This window comes from Streptomyces sp. NPDC014623 (assembly GCF_043088245.1).
Lineage (GTDB): Bacteria > Actinomycetota > Actinomycetes > Streptomycetales > Streptomycetaceae > Streptomyces.
Window position 1 is genome coordinate 65,810 of the sequence record NZ_JBIBZU010000005.1, and the last position, 16,227, is coordinate 82,036.

Below are 16,227 nucleotides of genomic sequence, written 5' to 3' on the forward strand. Positions count from 1 at the left end.
GTGTCGTCGGACAACGGGCTCATGGATGGCGCACCCTTGGTATCCCGCTTCCCGCGCCACAGCTTCATGAAGGTGGAGGGCTCCATCGCATCGCGCGTGGCCGCGGACTGCGCACGGCTGTTGTGGCGGGAAACAGGCTGCGACCCGGACGAGTCGTAGACGCCGGTCTCCAGGACCCGGTGGGAGCAACCGGAGGCGTCGATCACCGGTCGGGAGGTGTCCATGGCCTTGGTGGCGAGGAACACAGCCCGGATCACGTCGTCGAGCCGGGTCATGCGGTCGTGGAGCTTCTGGTAAGTCTCGTTCAGCGGGCACCACCCGACGAGCGAAGGGCGCGAGTAGTCGCGTTCCACGGCTTCGAGCCACTGGGTTACGAGGTCGGCGGCTCCGCTGGCTGTCGCCCGAGGAGCCGCCGACCTCGTAACCCCAGTCACCGAACTCGCCCCAGACCAGGTAGCCGAGCCGGTCGGCGTGGTGGAGGAAGCGTCCCTCGAAGACCTTCTGGTGCAGCCGGGCTCCGTTGAAGCCGGCCTCCATCGCCAGTTCGATGTCACGGACCGGGGCCGCGTCGGAGGGGGCGGTCATCAGACCGTCCGGATACCAGCCCTGGTCGAGTACGAGGCGCTGGAAGCGGGGGCGTCCGTTGAGGAGTACGGCCTTGCCCCGGATACCGACGGCACGCAGACCCGCGTAGCTCTCGACGGTGTCGGCTGCTTCGCCGTCCGCGCCGAGGAGGTCGATCGGCAGACCGTACAGGAAGGGGGCCTCCGGGCTCCACTCGCGACGCCGGCCCTCCAGGAAGGGCCAGGCGCAGGCGGGAGTCACACCGAGATCGGCGCGCGCCTCGGCGCGACAGGCCTCGCCCGCGCCGTCGATGAGGACGGCGCGTACGCGGTGACCGGGCCGGTTGGACGCCAGGGGCAGTTCGAGGGAAAAGGCGGCACCGGCCAGGTCAGGGGTGATGTGAGGGCGGCGCAGATGGGCCTCGGGGACCGGATCGGCCCAGACTGCCTGCCAGATGCCGGTCGTACGCGTGTAGTTGCAGTCGTGGTTGACGGCCGAGGCCTGTCCACGGCCAGGGCGTGGGTCCACCGGTCGAGCCCGGTGTATCAGCTGCTGCGCCGGGCGAGGCTGTAGACGAGGATCAGGACAGCCGCTGCCATCACCACCAGGTGTAACCACGCGGGAGCGGCTGAGGCGTCTGCAGCTGAGATCGTCATGAACGGGGTCATCGCGCTCTCTCCTTCTTCGCAGGTGTCCGGGGCGGAACCGCAGCCGGTGCGCATGTGCCGGCGCGCCGTGCAGCAGGTCCGCGCACCGAGTTCCGGTGTCTGCCGCGGCAGGACTTGGGAGGTGGCACTACCCACCGGGCTCGGTTCCAGAGGCGTCAGCTGGTCATGCGGCGGTCACCGTCGGCCTGCTCGCCGTCCGCTGCCGATGCCTGCGGCGTGCAAGGCCAACAGGCCAAGGCCGAGCAGCATCGCGTTCGCCGAGGCGAAGACCTCGTTGGCCGTTATGTCGGCAACGTTGATCAGGACAGCGATGGCGAACAGTACTGCCGCAGCTATCGCCAGCATGAGGTTGACTCCTTCGGTTCGTTGTCATGCGTGTACCCCCGTCTGCAGGAAGCAGGCACCTGAGAAAGGGCGGAGCGGCCCAGGGTGGTCTCGGCGCACCCGGGCCCGGCCTCTTCGGGAAGCAGGGAACCCGGGCCGGGCAGCCGGACAGCACCTCGGTGCGGCTCACCACGGAGCGGGGCAGTCCCGTCGTCCGCTCTGCGCAGGGGCCCTCCACGCGTTTTCTCACATCCGTCACCACTGCGGTGAAAGCCGGTTCGCCCGCTCTCGTCCATCCGGCGGCTCCAGCACCACCCGACCGGTACACGGGGCCTGGGGCCGGGCCTTTCTCTCCGGCCCGGCCCATGACCGGCACACCGGCCATTCCCGCGTGGGCAGCGCCGAGGACGGCACATCGCACCACGGGCAGTCGACGGCCCCATCACGAAGGTGCGGTCGCCGGACGGATGCGACGGCAGATCGTTCACCGCGGGCACGGCGCCGGACGGAAGCCAGTTCCTTCACATCATTCTCCCCGGCCATGGAGACCGGGCTTCGTGCCTCTTCCCTCGAGAGCGCCTCGGATAGGCTCACCGCCATGCTGAGACTCGGAATCCCTGTCATCGGCGTCACGGACATCCCCCGCGCGGTGGATTTCTGGACGGCGGCTCTGGGCCTGGTCGCCGCCCAGGAGTGGCAGAGCGAAACATGGCGGACGCTCAACCACGCCGACGGCTCCGGCCGGGCGCTCGGCCTGATACGCAGCGCGTCCCCGGCCGAGCCGCATCCCCGCCTCCACCTGGACCTCTTCACGGATTCGGCGGAGGAACAAAGGGCCGAGGTCCGGCGGTTGATCGACCTCGGTGCACAGGCCGTCACCTGGGATCTCTACCCGCCCGAACCGGACTTCGTGGTGCTCGCAGACCCGGACGGCAACATCTTCTGCGTCGTGGACCTGAGCCATGCGCCCAGCGGGGGTGGACAGCCGGCTCCCTGACAGAGGACGCGTACCTACCCCGTGACGCCCCTGACCTCCGGCAGGCCGGCGAGGTGCTCAAGCACCTCGCCGGCGGCCCGCATCCGGACCAGGAACTGTTGTGAGATCAACCCGCCGGGAGGCGGTCGCGCACGGCGTCGGCGGCCGACCGGGCTCCGTGTGCCTTATCGGCCAGAGCAGTGCCCACCGAGTGCCGGGCCTTACGGGCGCTGCGGCCGCCGGCAGCCGCAGCCGCCCGTGAGCGATAGGCCAACGAGGGCTTGCCGTGGGTGTCCGCCGCCGCGATCAGCAGGCCGCCGAACAGGGACAGGTTCTTACCGAACTGGACACGTTGCCGAGCCCGTTCATCAGGATCGTCCGTCTTCCACCAGGCGTGACCGGCCAGGGTCGTGGGCACGAGCGAGGCCGCCAGCGCGAGAGCCGAGGCGCGCGGAAAGCGGCCGGCCGCGAGGAGCACACCGGCGCCCAGTTGTACGGCACTGTTGATCCGTACGAGTCGCACCGTGTCGTCCGGCAACTGCGGGACGTGTCCCGCGAGGGGCTTCGCCACCGGATCGGCGGCGGCTTCCACGGTGTGCGGGTCCCGGAACGTGCGGAGCCCACCGGAGATGAACACGGAAGCGAGCAAAGGGCGGGCGACTGTCCTCAGAATGGCCATGCTCCGCGCATGCCCGGGTTCACCCGGAGCACGCGTCCGTCTTCCTCCGGGCGGCCCGGGAACGCGTCCCTCCCGCGCGGTCCTGGCCGGAGGAAGTCTGCTTACGTGAACGCCCCGAGGAGCGTCGCCCGCCGCGGGCGAGGGCCTTGGAACTCCGTCGGGAGCCTGACTGGTATTCGTCCTCGGGTTCCCTTCCGTGCAATGCTGAACGGCACGTGGATCAAGACGGGCAGCGGAGGAAAGTGCAGGGTGAGGGCAGTGCGGCGGCGGGGCGGGGCCATCATGCGGGATCGGTTCACGGCTTCCGATCCAGGACTGCTACGGCTGACGGCGGGGTTGCGCACCGTCTCGGCGATCGCGCTCACCCTGGGGGTCCTGGCCCCGCTCGGCACCGACGTCACGCACATGGTCGCCGGTGCGATGACAGCCATGACCGCCACCTTCGCGGTCAAGGACAAGCTGGTACGCGACCAGGCGATCACACTCGCACTCGGCCTGCCGGTCGCGCTCGTCGCGATGTCCTTGGGCGCCCTACTGGCCTCGCAGGCCGTCGCGGGCGAACTGTTCTTCATCGCCCTCATTTTCGGGATCGTCTACAGCAGGCGATTCGGTGAGCGTGCTACCGCGCTGGGCCTTGTCGGCTTCCAGATCTACTTCCTCTCCCTCTTCGTCGGGGCCTCCACGTCTCGCCTGCCGGAGCTCTGCCTGGCCTTGGCCATCGCGTTCGGCTGCAGCGCGGTGGTGCGGTTCGCCGTTGTTCCGGAAACGCCACAACGCGTCCTGACACGACTTCGCGATGCCTTCCGCACGCGAGTCGCTCAGCTCGTCGCCATACAGATCGAGCTGCTCGACGCCGGGCCGGAGCAGTTGGAGAGGGTGCTCGACGACCTGCGGCGGCGCACCGCGCGGCTGCACGAAGCCGCTCTCATGATCCAGGGCCTCCTGGAGGAAGGCACACAGGACGCGGGCAAGGCGGCGCTGCTGCAACGCCGGGTCGCGGACGCCGAAATCGCTACGGAGCGCCTGGGCATGCTGCTGCTGAACGCCCGCAGCGCCGAGCGCGCGGACACCCTCACCCTGCACCTGCCGCACGCGCCCGTGCCGCTCACCGGGAACTGGAGGCCGGCGGAGGACGATGCGACCATCGCCCTGCGACGGGACCTCAAAGCCCTGCACCTCCTGGTGGCCCGGCCGGCGTCGAGCGACGAAGGTACGGCAGTGGCCCACATTCGCAACAGGCTGCTCGGCTACCGCGAGGAGGACAAGCTTCCTCCGGCACCCGTGGGTATCCAGGACGCGTTCCGTGGTATCGGCGAGGCCGCCCGGTCCGTCCTGGGGCTGCGCCTCGCGCTGGACGGGCCCCAGGACGAGTCCGACGACTCGCCGTCGACCACCCGTTCCCGCGAGGAATTCGACGCGGAGGACCTTGCGATCGCCTCCTCCGAAAAGTCCGGGGACGAGGACCGTGCCGGTCTGCAGCGTCCCACCACCAGGGCGGCCTTCCAGGTGTCGGTCGGCTCGGTCCTGGCCATGGCCGGCGGAGAGCTGCTCTCCAGTCAGCGCTGGTACTGGGCCGTTCTCACGTGCTGGGTGGTCTTCCTCAACACCGCATCCACCGGCGAGATCCTGGTCAAGGGCTACCGGAGGCTTCTCGGCACGCTGCTGGGGGCCGTCGCCGGTGTCGCACTGGCGGGTCTGGTCGGAAACCACACATGGGCCGCTTTCGCCCTCGTCCTCGTCTTCATCTTCGCGATGTTCTACACCGCTCCGCTGTCGTACGCGGTCATGTCCTTCTTCGTCACAGCCATGCTGGGCCTGCTCTACACCCTGCTCAATTCGTACAGCTTCGACGTGTTGGTGCTGCGCATCGAGGAAACTGCGATCGGCGCCGCGTGCGGCGTCATCGCCGCCGTCCTGGTATTGCCGGTGCACACCGACCGCCGTACGGACGAACTGCTGGGTACCGTCCTGGACCGGCTGGGCGACGTCGCGTCCGCGGCGGTGGAGCAACTCAGTGGCGGGCCCCCGTCCGACCTGCTCGGCCGAGCCCGCAGCCTGGACAAGGCGCTGGACGAACTACGGGATTCCACCAGCCCGTTGACCTACCCCATAACCCCTCTGCGCGGCCGGCGGCAGACTGTTCGCTATCTGGTGGCGCTCCTGGAGACATGCGCGTACCAAGCCCGCTCACTCGCGGCGACCGCCGAGCTCGTGCCGCACAGCAAGACCGTCGCTGCCGACCCCCGCCTCCTACGGGCCGGGCAACGCATCGCTCACAACATCGGGGTGCTCGCCGCGCACGTCGAGGACGAGAGGGCTGGTGGCGAAGTCCGGTCAGGTGCCAGCATCGCCTCGACGCTGCGGGACGCCGGGCCCGGCAGCGTGCCTTCCGGCACGGTGACCTTCCGTGTACTGCGTCATCTGCAGCGCCTCGACGAAGGCGTGGTCGGGCTCGCGCGTCCGCTCGGCGTGCCGGTCGCCGACCGCGCCGCAGCGAAGACCGTACACGGCTGAGGAATGCTGCGACCGCGCACTGGTCCACGTCACCCGGCGAAGCCGGTGGTGGGACCGTTCGGGCAGGGCGCCGGGGGTTTCGGGCCGCATGGCATTCGAGCGGCATCCGCTCCGGGTGCCGTGGGCGCGGTACTTCTTCGTCCGTCGCCGGGGAGACGCGAGGCCCGGTCTAACACGAGCGGGTCCTGTCCGCGGTGTAGTCGGTGACCGTCCAGCGTCCCCCGTGGTCCCGCTCCACTCTCGCCGTGGCCGCGTAGCGCGACGGCTGACCGGCCGGTGGCGGGATCCGCCACCCGGTCGTCGTGTCGAGGATCTGCCATTTCGAACCGTCCACGCAGTCCTTCACCATCGCGGTGGGCGGCTGAGCACCGACAGCGATCGTGGACACCTCCGGTTCGTGCGCGAGATCGCCACGCATCACCGTGTGCTCTTTCCTCATGCGGGCCAGGTCTGCTTCCAACGTCTCCGATGCGCGGGAGCTCATGTACCGCTTCAGGTCCGTCCCCCTCGCCGAGGCCGCCCGGTACGCCTTCACCTTCTCCCTCCACATCAAGCCGTACACCTCCAGCACGTCAGCTCTGATCACCGGCTCAGACGTCCTCGGCGCCGAGGAAGCGGGCACGCCCGGGGACACCGGCGTGCCGGGCGGGGCGGGCGTGACCACCGATGGTGCGCCTGCTGTGGGCTTCGCATCGTCCTCACCGTCACCACCGCAGCCGGTCAGGACGAGGACGAACGCCGCAACACCGCATCGCAGCATCGCGCCCGTCCGGGGGCACTTCCGCAGAGCTGTCACCATCAGGACCCCAAACCCACCGGCCGACATCGATCACCGGCCCAACGAGGCCCGCCCTCATCAGGTCACGCCGTCTGCCGGCGCTCCTCCTCCGCCCCGCCGGGGAAGGCACCTGACCCGTGGCCGGGTCGACGCCCTCGCTCTCTCGAACAGCGAACCGGGGCCCCGTCGTGTCGCCGTCGACCGGACGCAGGTTCGCCGGCGTCGCGCATGAGGGCCTCCCCTTCGTACCCGGTCCGTTCCCCGTTCACCGGATGCGGTACGAAGTCGGTTGTGAACGAACCGACTCAGCCCACGACCGTTCGTGTGTTCATCGCCCTCGCCCCGCCCGATCACGCGAAAGAAGAGCTGGCCCGGCAGCTGCGCCCCGCCTACGGCACACACCCCCACATGCGGTGGAACCGCATCGAGGACTGGCACATCACCCTGGCCTTCCTCGGGGAACTCCCGACCGGGACCGTTCCGCTCCTGCTCCGTCCGCTCGCCGACCTCGCGGCACGTCACCGGCCACCCCGCCTGGCGCTGCGCGGCAGCGGAAGTTTTGACGACCGGGTGCTGTGGAGCGGAATCGACGGAGACATCGAGGAACTGCACGTGCTCGCCGCTGACGTGCGTACGGTGGTCAGAAATTGCGGTATCGCCTTCGAGGGCCGGCCTCTGCGCCCCCATCTGACATTGGCCCGTGCCCGCCGAGGAGACCGGTCTTCGGCGTCGGAGATCGCCGGAGGATTCGCCGGCTTCACCGGCATCCGGTGGCCTGCCGAACGTCTTCACCTGGTCGGCAGCAACACAGACCGCAGCCGTGAACCGGTCCGCTACCGCGACATCGAGGCCTGGGCCCTCGGTGGCGCGAACCGTACTGCCCTTTGACCGGGCCGTCCTGCCGCTGCGCCGCACGCTGCCGGGAGAGCGGCAGCGTCGCGGGCCAGGACGTCTCGGGCGCCACCGCTCCCGGGCAGCGGACCGGGCCCGAGGCAGCCCCTGACGGCGGGTGCCGGGAATGGTTCTCACACGTGGTGGTGGGCCCGGCAGGAAGTTCCTGCCGGGCCCACCACCTCCGAGGGCACAGGCCCGCCCCACAGCTGAAGCGGAAAGGGAAGCGCGCCTGTGAGCGCGAGAACGCGCAGCGGGTGATGAGACGGGATCAGCGGATTTCGGTGGTCCGCCGCTCCTTCAGGGCGGCGCAGTTGGAGTTCTCCACCGACACGTACACGTTGTCGATGCTGCCGCCCCAGCTCACGCAGTAGCCCTTGCCGTAGACGTAGCCCGGCCCTGCGTACGAGGTGAAGCTTCCGTCGTCCCCGGCCCACTCGTCCGTGGCGGGGACGTAGATGTACGCGGACATGTGCTTGGCCGCCCCCGGGTTGGTGCGGATGGTCGCGACGCAGTTCTTGCCGTTGGACGCGTTGTACGTCAGGTAGACGGTACCCAGCGAGCCCACGGGCACCGAGTTCACGGTCTTGTAGGCCTTGCCGCAGACGCCCTGCGGCGTGACGTTCGGCGCGGCGGAGGCCGTCGTGCCGAACGCGACCGTGCCACCCACCGCCAGTGCGGTGAATGCCCCGAGAGCAGCGATGCTACGCGGAATGCTCATATTTCCCCCTTGTGTTTCCGAGAGTGGTTACTCCCACTTGGTGTGACTCGCGAACGGTACGGATGGTTGCCCTTCGTTTACGCAGAGGTACGAATGAAGGTGAAAGTGCCACCCGAGCCGTTCGTGAGGAAGTACGCCGGCCGGCCATACGGGCGGTCCGCACAGCGGGACGGGTGCGGCGAGCCGCGTCTCCGTGTCCAACGCGGCGTAGCAGGCGGTGACCAGGTCCGCGCCGCGGCCGGCACGCAGACGCGAGATCCAGTTCGCGCCGGACTCGTCAAGCGGAGGCGTCGCCGCAGCTGTGACAGCGATCCGCCGCCAACCGGACCCGGACGCCGCCGCCGGACATCAGGTGACCGGAGCAGGGGGCGCCGGCATCGGCACAAGGCGTCGCAGACCTCAGGACGGCGAGAGGAAGAAGAGCGTCGGGCGTTGGGCGCTTCAGGAGCCCGGTTCGGGACGCCCTCAGATGGCGGATGCGATACAGGGCAGGGTTTTGCGCGGCGGACCGGACGCGGCCGACAGCCCCTCCGTGCCGAACCGGCCGGAAGGACATCGGCCACTTTGCGGAACCTTTACTCATGCTCGGGCGTTGACCGGATGAGCGCACGGGCTCGTGACCGACAACTCAGACGAACACCGAGGTGACCTCAATGGCAGTGTGGGACCGGCTCAAGGATCAGGCCAGGAATCTGCAGCAGTCCCAAGGAGCGCGTGGGCCGGCGACCGGACACAGCGGCGGGCACGGATCCGGCGGTGGCTCGCGCGCCCAGCTGGTAGGCACGCTGAAGTCACAGCTCGCCTCCCTCAAGACGGAGCTGAAGAGCGGCGCCTACCGGGACGCGAGCATGGCGATGTGCGCACTCGTGGCGGCTGCGGACGGACACGTGGACCCTGCCGAGCGTCAGCACGTGGAATCGATGATCCTGGGCAACGACGTTCTGCAGAACTTCCCGCCGGAGCAGCTGCGCACACGCTTCAACAAGCATGTGGATCAGCTGAGTATCAATTTCCAGCAGGGCAAGGCCGAGGCGATGCAGGAGATCGTCAAGGCCGCCAAGAAGCCGACGGAGGCAAGGGCCGTACTCCAGACAGGTATTGTCATCGCCGGCGCCGACGGCACCTTCTCCCAAGCCGAGCACATGATCCTTCGAGAAGCATGCACGGCGCTGGGTCTGTCCCCCGCGGAATTCCAGCTCTGATCCGAACGGGACGCAGGCCGCCCCTTTGAGGGCGGCCGATGAACGACGGTGGCGTCCGGCCGGATCGGGCGCGGCCCGGCACGTGCAGACGTGCCGGGCCGCCGTGTCGGCGGACGCCTCGCCGTGCACAGCAGGACGTACAAGCCTCCGCGTGGGCGGACGTCAGCTGTGGAACGCGAGCGGGGCACCTGCTGGTTTCCTGGACACAGGATCCACCGGCACCTGATGCCTGGGGCTTCGTCAGGCGGACTGAGCCAGGTGCTCAGCGGGCGGAGGACCGCGAAGACGCATGGGTGCGCCGCCGACCGCTTGCGGGGAGGGCGCAGGCAGGCGTACCACCTGGCATTTTTTCGCGGTTGTTCGCCACAAGCCGGTAGACGCCGTGAGCGATCCAGCGAAGTGGGGGCAGGGTGAGCATCCCGCCCAGAACGGGCCAGCCTCCGCCCGCGTGCAGGAGCAGCTTGGCGACAGCCTGCGCACCCCCGTGGATCGTTCCGGCCGGCGTGATCCACAACAGCTCGTACTCGGCCCGCTCCCGGGTGGTCCCGAACGAGTCCACATCCGCGAACTGCCACGGGGTGACCTCGCAGCGCGGGCGGATACGGCGCTCGGCGAACATCACGGAGGAGGTGCAGAATGCACAGTCTCCGTCGTAGAGGAGTACAGATCGCGTCCGCATGACTCCCATCATGCCGCACAGGGCATCCGTGGCGTCTGTGGCGCTCGCTTCCGCCGTACGAGCGGGACCGGGTGTTGCGGGCCGCTTCGCGGCGCCCCCAGGGCGGTGGCTCTCCCAGGACGGATTGAACTCCAGCGGCTGCCGCCCTGAGAGACTGCTCGTCCGTTCTGCATCGACGAGCAGCAAGTCGGGTTCGGGACGTGCGACCTGGTCATTCAGCGGTTCTTCACACCACACCCTCGCGGCCGGCCAGGAACGGCGGGCCCACAGGAGCGGGGCACCGTGCGCCGGGGTGAGCAGCTCGCACATTTCCGTAGGGCCCCCCGCGGTGTCGAATTCCTCTGGCCCCCGGGAGACCGGGCCGGTCCGATGCCGGGCATGATTCCGCGATCGCTCCCTTACTTCGTGGAGTGCGGGGGGTCACGGCCGGGCGGGCGACGACTCGTTCCCCTTCGGCCGCTGGTCCCCGATTGCCCTCTGGGCAAAAATTAGCTTAGGGTTACCTAATCTTCGCCTGGGACCTGGAGTCAGGGCGGGTATCCGCACGGCCGAGGTTCGTCACGGCGTGTGCATACCTGACCCTGGCCTCCGGGCGCCTCGGGGCACCCGACAACCCAGTGGGCACGAGGGCGCGGCCCGACCGCCCCTGATATCACGCGCCTCGACGAGGCGCACTCCCAGGGAGAACAACACACATGCCCTCGCTCAATCGCCGTGTCCGCCGCGTCGCCGCGACTACCGTGGCGCTCGCCTTCGGCAGCGCTCTCACGCTGGCCGGGACCGCGACCGCGGGTACCGGCACCCCGACCGGCTCACACGTCACGTCGGTTCCGCTCGCGCAGGGCCTCTATCAGTCCGCGTACTCCGAACGAAACGACGTGCTGTGGGCCACCGCTTCCGTGGGACAGCCGCCTGCCCCGGTCACGGGCTCCCAGTTGCTGCGGATCGATCCCGGCACCCTCGAGGTCGAAGCGGCTTTCACGCCCCCGGTCAACGGCACGGTCGAAGCCGTCTACGGCATCGATGTCGACGACGAGCACAACACCCTCTGGGTCACCAACACCCGGAACAACTCCGTCGCCGTCTACAGCCAGCGGACCGGTCGGCACCTCGCCACCCGACCTGGCGTGAACCACTCCCGTGAGATCGTCGTGGACGAGAAGCGCGACGTCGTATGGACGAGTTCCTTCAGCGATGGTGCTCTCGTGGCCTTCGACAGCCGCACGTTCAAGGAGATCAAGCGGGTCTCCATCGAAGGGACCGGGCCGACAGGGCTGGTGGTGAACGAACGTACCGGTGCTGTCTACGCTGCCGACTTCACCAACAGCCAGATCATCGAGGTCACGCCCGGTTCCAAGGCCCCGCGGCTCATCCCCACCGGTGGCGGACCGCTTTCGATCGCGCTCTCCGGCGACGGGCGCACCGCCTACACCGCCGACCAGGCCTCGGGGACACTGTCGGTCGTCGACCTGCGCAAGGGCACCGTCATCAGGTCGGTGGCGACGGGTGAAGGTGCGAAGGCCGTCGCCGTCGAACCGTGTTCAGGTCGTGTCCTGGTTGCCAACCGGCTGGCCGGGAACCTGTCGGTGGTCGACCCGGGCACGGGCACGGTCGTGGAGACCGTGCCCACCCACGCGTATCCCAACCACGTCAAGGTGGCCGGCCGCAATACCGCCTACGTCGTCGACAAGTCCGGCTCCGGGCCAGCCGGAGAGGACGGACTCACACGGATACGCCTGAGCTCCAAGACTCCTCTCCGTCATGAAGCGACGGGAGCTCGCCCGGCCTGCTGAACCTGGTGTCGCCCCACCAGTCGGAACACCGAGGCCATCCGGCTGCACGACCGGTGTGATCGCCGAGATGAAGCAGGCAGGGGGACACTCATGACGCCCCCCTGCCTCGTCGCCATTCACGGTTCCGTTCGGCTTCTCGCTACGACACGGCCGGCGCCCGGCAGGGAAGCGGGGCCTCGGCCCTACTGTGGGGAACCAGAATGCTGTCGGCCACGGCCCGACGCCCGAAGTTTCCGCTGTCCGGGGCGGGCGGGTCGCCCAGCTGTGCAGCAGGCCGCCCTCGGACTCAGGAAGTCGCCGTCTCGTGCCCCCTCCTCTCCCCCGCCGTGCTGCCTTCTCCGCGCTGGCCGGCCTCGCTGTCCTTCCGCTCGCCGGATGTGAGACGGCCCTACCGGCTGCCGCGCCCCCCAGCCCCTCCAGGCCATCGGCCTCGCCCTCCGACGAGACCGCGCACCGGACGCGGCGCGCGTTCACGGAGCTCGAGCGGAAATTCGAGGCTCGGCTGGGCGTGTACGCCGTGGACACCGGGAGCGGCCTGTCCGTCACCCACCGCCCCGACGAGCGATTCGCCTACGCGTCGACCTGCAAGGCGTTGCTGGCAGGCGCCCTGCTGGACATGTATCCACTGCAGCGGCTCGACCGGCGCGTGCGGTACAGCACGGATGATCTCGTCGCCAACTCCCCGGTCACCAGGCAGCACGTGAGCACGGGTCTCACTCTGCGCGAACTGTGCGAGGCCACCGTTCGTTACAGCGACAACACCGCGGCCAATCTCCTCTTCCACGAGATCGGCGGCCCCCGTGGCCTGCAGGAGACACTCGTGGCTCTGGGCGACCGCACCACGCGGTGCGACCGCTACGAGACCGATCTCAGCGAAGCCGCACCCGGCGACGTCCGCGACACCAGCACCCCCCGAGCCCTGGCCTTCGATCTGCGTGCCTACGTACTCGGCAAGACGCTCACGCCGGACAAGCGGGCGGTGCTGGCCGACTGGCTCACACGCAACACCACCGGCGATGCGCTCATCCGTGCGGGCGCCCCGGCCGGCTGGGTGGTGGGCGACAAGACCGGCACGGGCGGTTACGGAACCCGCAACGACATCGCTGTCGTCTGGCCGCCGGACTTCGCGCCGATCAGCATCGCCGTGCTCTCCCGCCGTGGCGTCCGCGGAGCGAAGCCGCAGGATTCAGTCGTTGCGCAGGCAGCCCACGTCGCGCTCACCGCTCTCGCCCGGCCACATCCTCGGAGCACTCAGGGGCGATAGCGGAGCGGGTGGTCGGCAGGCACCTCGGTCAGCACGATGCGGTGGCCGTCCGGGTCGGCGATCCACATCTCGATCAGACCCCAGGGTTCCTGGAGCGGCGGCCGGAGGACGACTGCTCCACGGGCCACCACCTCCTCGTGTGCCGCCGCGCAATCGGCGACCTGCATCCATAGCTGCAGCGTGTCTCCTGGCGGTGCGTCCGAGCGCCCTGAGACCTCGAGGAAGCCCCCGCCGAGGAAGTACACCGTTCCGCGGTCGGGGCCGGTCCCGAACTCCCGGTACACGGCGAGCCCGAGGATCCGCCCGTAGAAGTCGCGGGAGGCCTCCGGGTCGCCGGGCCTCAGCAATACCCTGCTGCTCAGTACATGCACCATGGCACCGACCCTACGCGCACAGGCCCCGCAGGGCGGGCCTTCCTTCACACCCCGTCAGGCGCGAGGCCGGGGTGCCTCCACCGTCACAGCCTCGGTTCGTCGCCCGAAGGCCGGGGCGGTCATGGTTCCGCGGCCGGATCCGGCCGGCGGCCGTCGATCCCGATGATCTGGTAGCGATGCCGTTCCTGTCCTCGAACAGTTCCTCGATACCGTCGGTGCGGCGGAGTCTGAGCCCGTGCGACCCCGCGGACACGGGCTTCCGCCGGGTCGCACGCCCCGGGCCCTCACCTCACTCGTGTTCTCAGCAGGCACGGCCACCGGCCGCGCCGCATCCGCCCCGGAGTTCGCGGCGCGCATCCGCCCGGGGCTCAGTGAACGATGGTATCGATCAGCTCACGGGCGCCCTGGCGCAGCAGGGCGACGGCCACCGAGGTTCCGAGGGTGGCGGGGTCGAGCGGGCCGGCCCATTCATGGGCGTTGAGGACGGTCTTGCCGTCGGGGGTGAACACGCAGGCACGCAGGGAGAGGTCCCCGTCGCGATGGGCTGTGGCATACCCGGCGATCGGGGAGTTGCAATGCCCTTGGAGAACGTGGAGGAACATGCGTTCGGCCGTGATCTCCCGGTAGGTACCGGGGTGGTTGAGTGCACTCACGGCGTCGATGGTCGCCGCATCGTCCTCTCGGCACTGCAGGGCAAGGACACCCGCGCCGATCGGGGGGCACATCGTCTCCGGGTCGAGGATGTCGCTGATCACGTCAGGGCGTCCGATGCGCTGGAGGCCCGCGACGGCCAGGACAAGCGCGTCGGCCTCTCCCGCGGCCAGTTTCGCGAGTCGGCGGTTGGCGTTGCCACGAAACGGAATGCAGTTCAGGTGCGGGTGCGAGGCGGCAAGTTGTGCGGTCCGGCGGACCGATGAGGTACCGACGCGTGCGCCGTCGTGGAGTTGGTCGAGGGTGAGACCACCAGGGTGGACGAGTGCGTCGCGAATGTCGTCACGCTCGAGAAACGCGGCGAACGTCGTACCCGCGGGCAGTGGGCGGTCGGCCGGGACGTCCTTGACGCAGTGAACGGCCAGGTCCGCCTCCCCGGCCAGCAGGACGGCGTCGACCTCCTTGGTGAAGGCTCCCTTGCCTTCGACCTTCGAGAGATCCCCCATCCACTTGTCGCCTGTGGTTCTGACCGGGACGACCTGGGTGGCGGTGCGGGGATGGAGGGCCGCGAGTTCGGCCCTGACACGCTCGACCTGGGCCAGGGCCATGGGTGAGTCGCGGGACACGATGCGGATCAGCTCAGGGGCGGGCATGGCTCCCACGATAGAGCGCCGCGCTCGAGCCGTGGTCGTCCGACGCGATCGGTCTCCTTTCCCGGACAGCTGAGTGGACGGTGAGCACGGACGGCCGCCGTCGAATTTCGGCCGCGCTCAAATATCGCTCCCTCACCCACGTCCAGGCGACGCACAGCCATGTCCGCGCGGCAGCAAGAGCTTCACCAGGCAGGTTTGCCGTGCCAACTCCCGGAAGCAATCACCTCGGCATGCACAAAACCGGCGATGCGGATATTCCAGTCCGTTCACACATGGCCGATTCGACGTCCCTGGCCCTGCCCCGCTCAGCCGAAGGCTGTCAGCCACCCTGCGGCCTCTCTAGCATGGCCTTCACGGACGCCGAATTTCCTTTCTTCGAACCGCGAGGCGCTGGATGACCGACGGGGACACCTACATTCCGAAGAACATCGATGTGAACGTGCCGAGCGTCGCGCGGATGTACGACTACTACCTGGGGGGCAAGGACAACTACCCTGCCGACCGGGTGGCATGTGAGCAGCTTCTGGAACACGTGCCGAGCACCAAGGTGCTGGCGGTGAACAACCGAAGGTTCCTGCGCCGTGTCGTGCACCACCTGGCGTCCGAGTACGGGATCCGCCAGTTCATCGACCACGGGTCCGGTCTGCCGACCCAGGACAACGTCCATCAGGTCGCTCAACTCGTGGACCCCGGGGCCCGGGTCGTCTACATCGACAACGACCCCATCGTCCTGGCGCACGGCAAGGCCATACTGGAGGAGAACGACAGGACCGCAGTCATCCAGGCGGACATGCGGGACACCGAGGGGATCTTCGGCCACCCGGAGGTGAACCGGCTCATCGACTTCGACGAGCCGGTGGCCGCCCTGTTCGTGTCCGTGCTGCACTGCATCCCTGACGAGGACGACCCCGCGGGACTGGTACGCCGGGTGGCGGCCCGCCTGGCACCAGGGAGTTTTCTGGTGGTGTGCCAGCTCGTGAGTGAGGACGCGGTCACCCGCGACTTCGTCACGGACTTCATGGCGAAGAGCACCGGTAACCAGTGGGGGCGCGTGCGACAACAGTCCGACGTACACGGTTTCCTGGAGGGCCTCGACGTCCTGGATCCGGGTCTGGTGGAGGTGTCGACATGGCGACCGGATTCTGATCTGGCGCCGAAGCAGGCGACCCGGGAGTGGATCGAGTACGGCGGTGTCGGCCGCACCTGGTGACGGGGTTACTGCCTGGCTCGTCCCACGCCCGCCTCCGGTCGCCCTGTGCCGGTGGAGCGTGCGGTCCCGGCTCGGCCGTCCGCCGGCCATGGGCGGTGTCCTGTCGGCCGGGCGGTGCGGCCGCGGAGGTCGACGGCGCATTCCGCATACCGGCCATGACCAAGCTGTCGAATACGGCGATGCGCGCTTCGGCCCGGGGCCCCTGCGGTCCGGTTTCACGGTGGCTTCCTGCTGACTGCCGGTCTCGCCTGAGCGCGGGCACCGACTTCGTCGCCCCGTCCCGGCA

General features: G+C 69.1%; 14 protein-coding genes and 1 pseudogene. 7 read left to right on the forward strand and 8 right to left on the reverse strand.

Annotated features, from left to right (window positions below):
- Positions 1 to 149: 149 nt before the first annotated feature.
- Positions 150 to 1,056 (reverse strand): annotated as a pseudogene (locus tag ACF1FZ_RS10740) (beta-galactosidase); the annotation flags it as partial.
- 350 nt (positions 1,057 to 1,406) lie between these two features.
- Positions 1,407 to 1,577, reverse strand: coding sequence for a hypothetical protein (locus ACF1FZ_RS10745; RefSeq protein ID WP_325745611.1), 171 nt, complete (start codon positions 1,575 to 1,577; stop codon positions 1,407 to 1,409).
- 577 nt (positions 1,578 to 2,154) lie between these two features.
- Between ACF1FZ_RS10745 and ACF1FZ_RS10750 the strand changes: the two genes are divergently transcribed.
- On the forward strand, positions 2,155 to 2,553 hold the full coding sequence (locus ACF1FZ_RS10750; protein ID WP_391773014.1) for a VOC family protein: 399 nt from the start codon (positions 2,155 to 2,157) through the stop codon (positions 2,551 to 2,553).
- Positions 2,554 to 2,659: 106 nt separating this feature from the next.
- On the opposite strand, the gene ACF1FZ_RS10755 is transcribed toward ACF1FZ_RS10750, so the two are convergent.
- Entirely contained in the window at positions 2,660 to 3,211 is a 552-nt protein-coding gene (locus ACF1FZ_RS10755) for a DoxX family protein (RefSeq protein WP_391773015.1), read from the reverse strand.
- Between the two features lie 282 nt (positions 3,212 to 3,493).
- Between ACF1FZ_RS10755 and ACF1FZ_RS10760 the strand changes: the two genes are divergently transcribed.
- On the forward strand, positions 3,494 to 5,725 hold the full coding sequence (locus ACF1FZ_RS10760) for an FUSC family protein (RefSeq protein ID WP_391773016.1): 2,232 nt from the start codon (positions 3,494 to 3,496) through the stop codon (positions 5,723 to 5,725).
- Between the two features lie 169 nt (positions 5,726 to 5,894).
- On the opposite strand, the gene ACF1FZ_RS10765 is transcribed toward ACF1FZ_RS10760, so the two are convergent.
- Positions 5,895 to 6,311, reverse strand: coding sequence for a hypothetical protein (locus ACF1FZ_RS10765; protein ID WP_391773017.1), 417 nt, complete (start codon positions 6,309 to 6,311; stop codon positions 5,895 to 5,897).
- Positions 6,312 to 6,794: 483 nt separating this feature from the next.
- Between ACF1FZ_RS10765 and thpR the strand changes: the two genes are divergently transcribed.
- Positions 6,795 to 7,391, forward strand: a complete 597-nt coding sequence (thpR, locus tag ACF1FZ_RS10770) for an RNA 2',3'-cyclic phosphodiesterase (protein ID WP_391773018.1) — start codon at positions 6,795 to 6,797, stop codon at positions 7,389 to 7,391.
- A 274-nt stretch (positions 7,392 to 7,665) separates the two neighbouring features.
- On the opposite strand, the gene ACF1FZ_RS10775 is transcribed toward thpR, so the two are convergent.
- The gene (locus ACF1FZ_RS10775) at positions 7,666 to 8,115 is read right to left on the reverse strand and encodes a spore-associated protein (protein ID WP_391773019.1); all 450 of its coding nucleotides are present in this window, start codon (positions 8,113 to 8,115) and stop codon (positions 7,666 to 7,668) included.
- A gap of 653 nt (positions 8,116 to 8,768) precedes the next feature.
- Between ACF1FZ_RS10775 and ACF1FZ_RS10780 the strand changes: the two genes are divergently transcribed.
- The gene (locus ACF1FZ_RS10780) at positions 8,769 to 9,317 is read left to right on the forward strand and encodes a tellurite resistance TerB family protein (RefSeq protein WP_391773020.1); all 549 of its coding nucleotides are present in this window, start codon (positions 8,769 to 8,771) and stop codon (positions 9,315 to 9,317) included.
- A gap of 262 nt (positions 9,318 to 9,579) precedes the next feature.
- On the opposite strand, the gene ACF1FZ_RS10785 is transcribed toward ACF1FZ_RS10780, so the two are convergent.
- Positions 9,580 to 9,996, reverse strand: a complete 417-nt coding sequence (locus ACF1FZ_RS10785) for a thiol-disulfide oxidoreductase DCC family protein (RefSeq protein WP_391773021.1) — start codon at positions 9,994 to 9,996, stop codon at positions 9,580 to 9,582.
- A gap of 695 nt (positions 9,997 to 10,691) precedes the next feature.
- Here ACF1FZ_RS10785 and ACF1FZ_RS10790 point away from each other — a divergent pair.
- Both ACF1FZ_RS10790 and bla read left to right on the forward strand, forming a co-directional pair.
- Complete coding sequence (locus tag ACF1FZ_RS10790; RefSeq protein ID WP_391773022.1) at positions 10,692 to 11,789, forward strand: YncE family protein; 1,098 nt, start codon at positions 10,692 to 10,694, stop codon at positions 11,787 to 11,789.
- A 304-nt stretch (positions 11,790 to 12,093) separates the two neighbouring features.
- The gene (bla, locus tag ACF1FZ_RS10795) at positions 12,094 to 13,053 is read left to right on the forward strand and encodes a class A beta-lactamase (protein ID WP_391773023.1); all 960 of its coding nucleotides are present in this window, start codon (positions 12,094 to 12,096) and stop codon (positions 13,051 to 13,053) included.
- Here bla and ACF1FZ_RS10800 read toward each other — a convergent pair.
- Positions 13,041 to 13,427 carry a VOC family protein gene (locus ACF1FZ_RS10800; protein ID WP_391773024.1) on the reverse strand — a complete coding sequence of 129 codons (387 nt, stop codon included), beginning with the start codon at positions 13,425 to 13,427 and terminating at the stop codon, positions 13,041 to 13,043. The two genes, bla and ACF1FZ_RS10800, sit on opposite strands and share 13 nt — an antisense overlap.
- Before the next feature lie 368 nt (positions 13,428 to 13,795).
- On the reverse strand, positions 13,796 to 14,731 hold the full coding sequence (gene hemC / locus ACF1FZ_RS10805; RefSeq protein ID WP_391773025.1) for a hydroxymethylbilane synthase: 936 nt from the start codon (positions 14,729 to 14,731) through the stop codon (positions 13,796 to 13,798).
- A 394-nt stretch (positions 14,732 to 15,125) separates the two neighbouring features.
- On the opposite strand from hemC, the gene ACF1FZ_RS10810 reads away from it, so the two are divergent.
- Positions 15,126 to 15,941 (forward strand): SAM-dependent methyltransferase, encoded by an 816-nt coding sequence (locus tag ACF1FZ_RS10810; protein ID WP_391773026.1) that lies wholly within the window; start codon positions 15,126 to 15,128, stop codon positions 15,939 to 15,941.
- Positions 15,942 to 16,227: the final 286 nt, after the last annotated feature.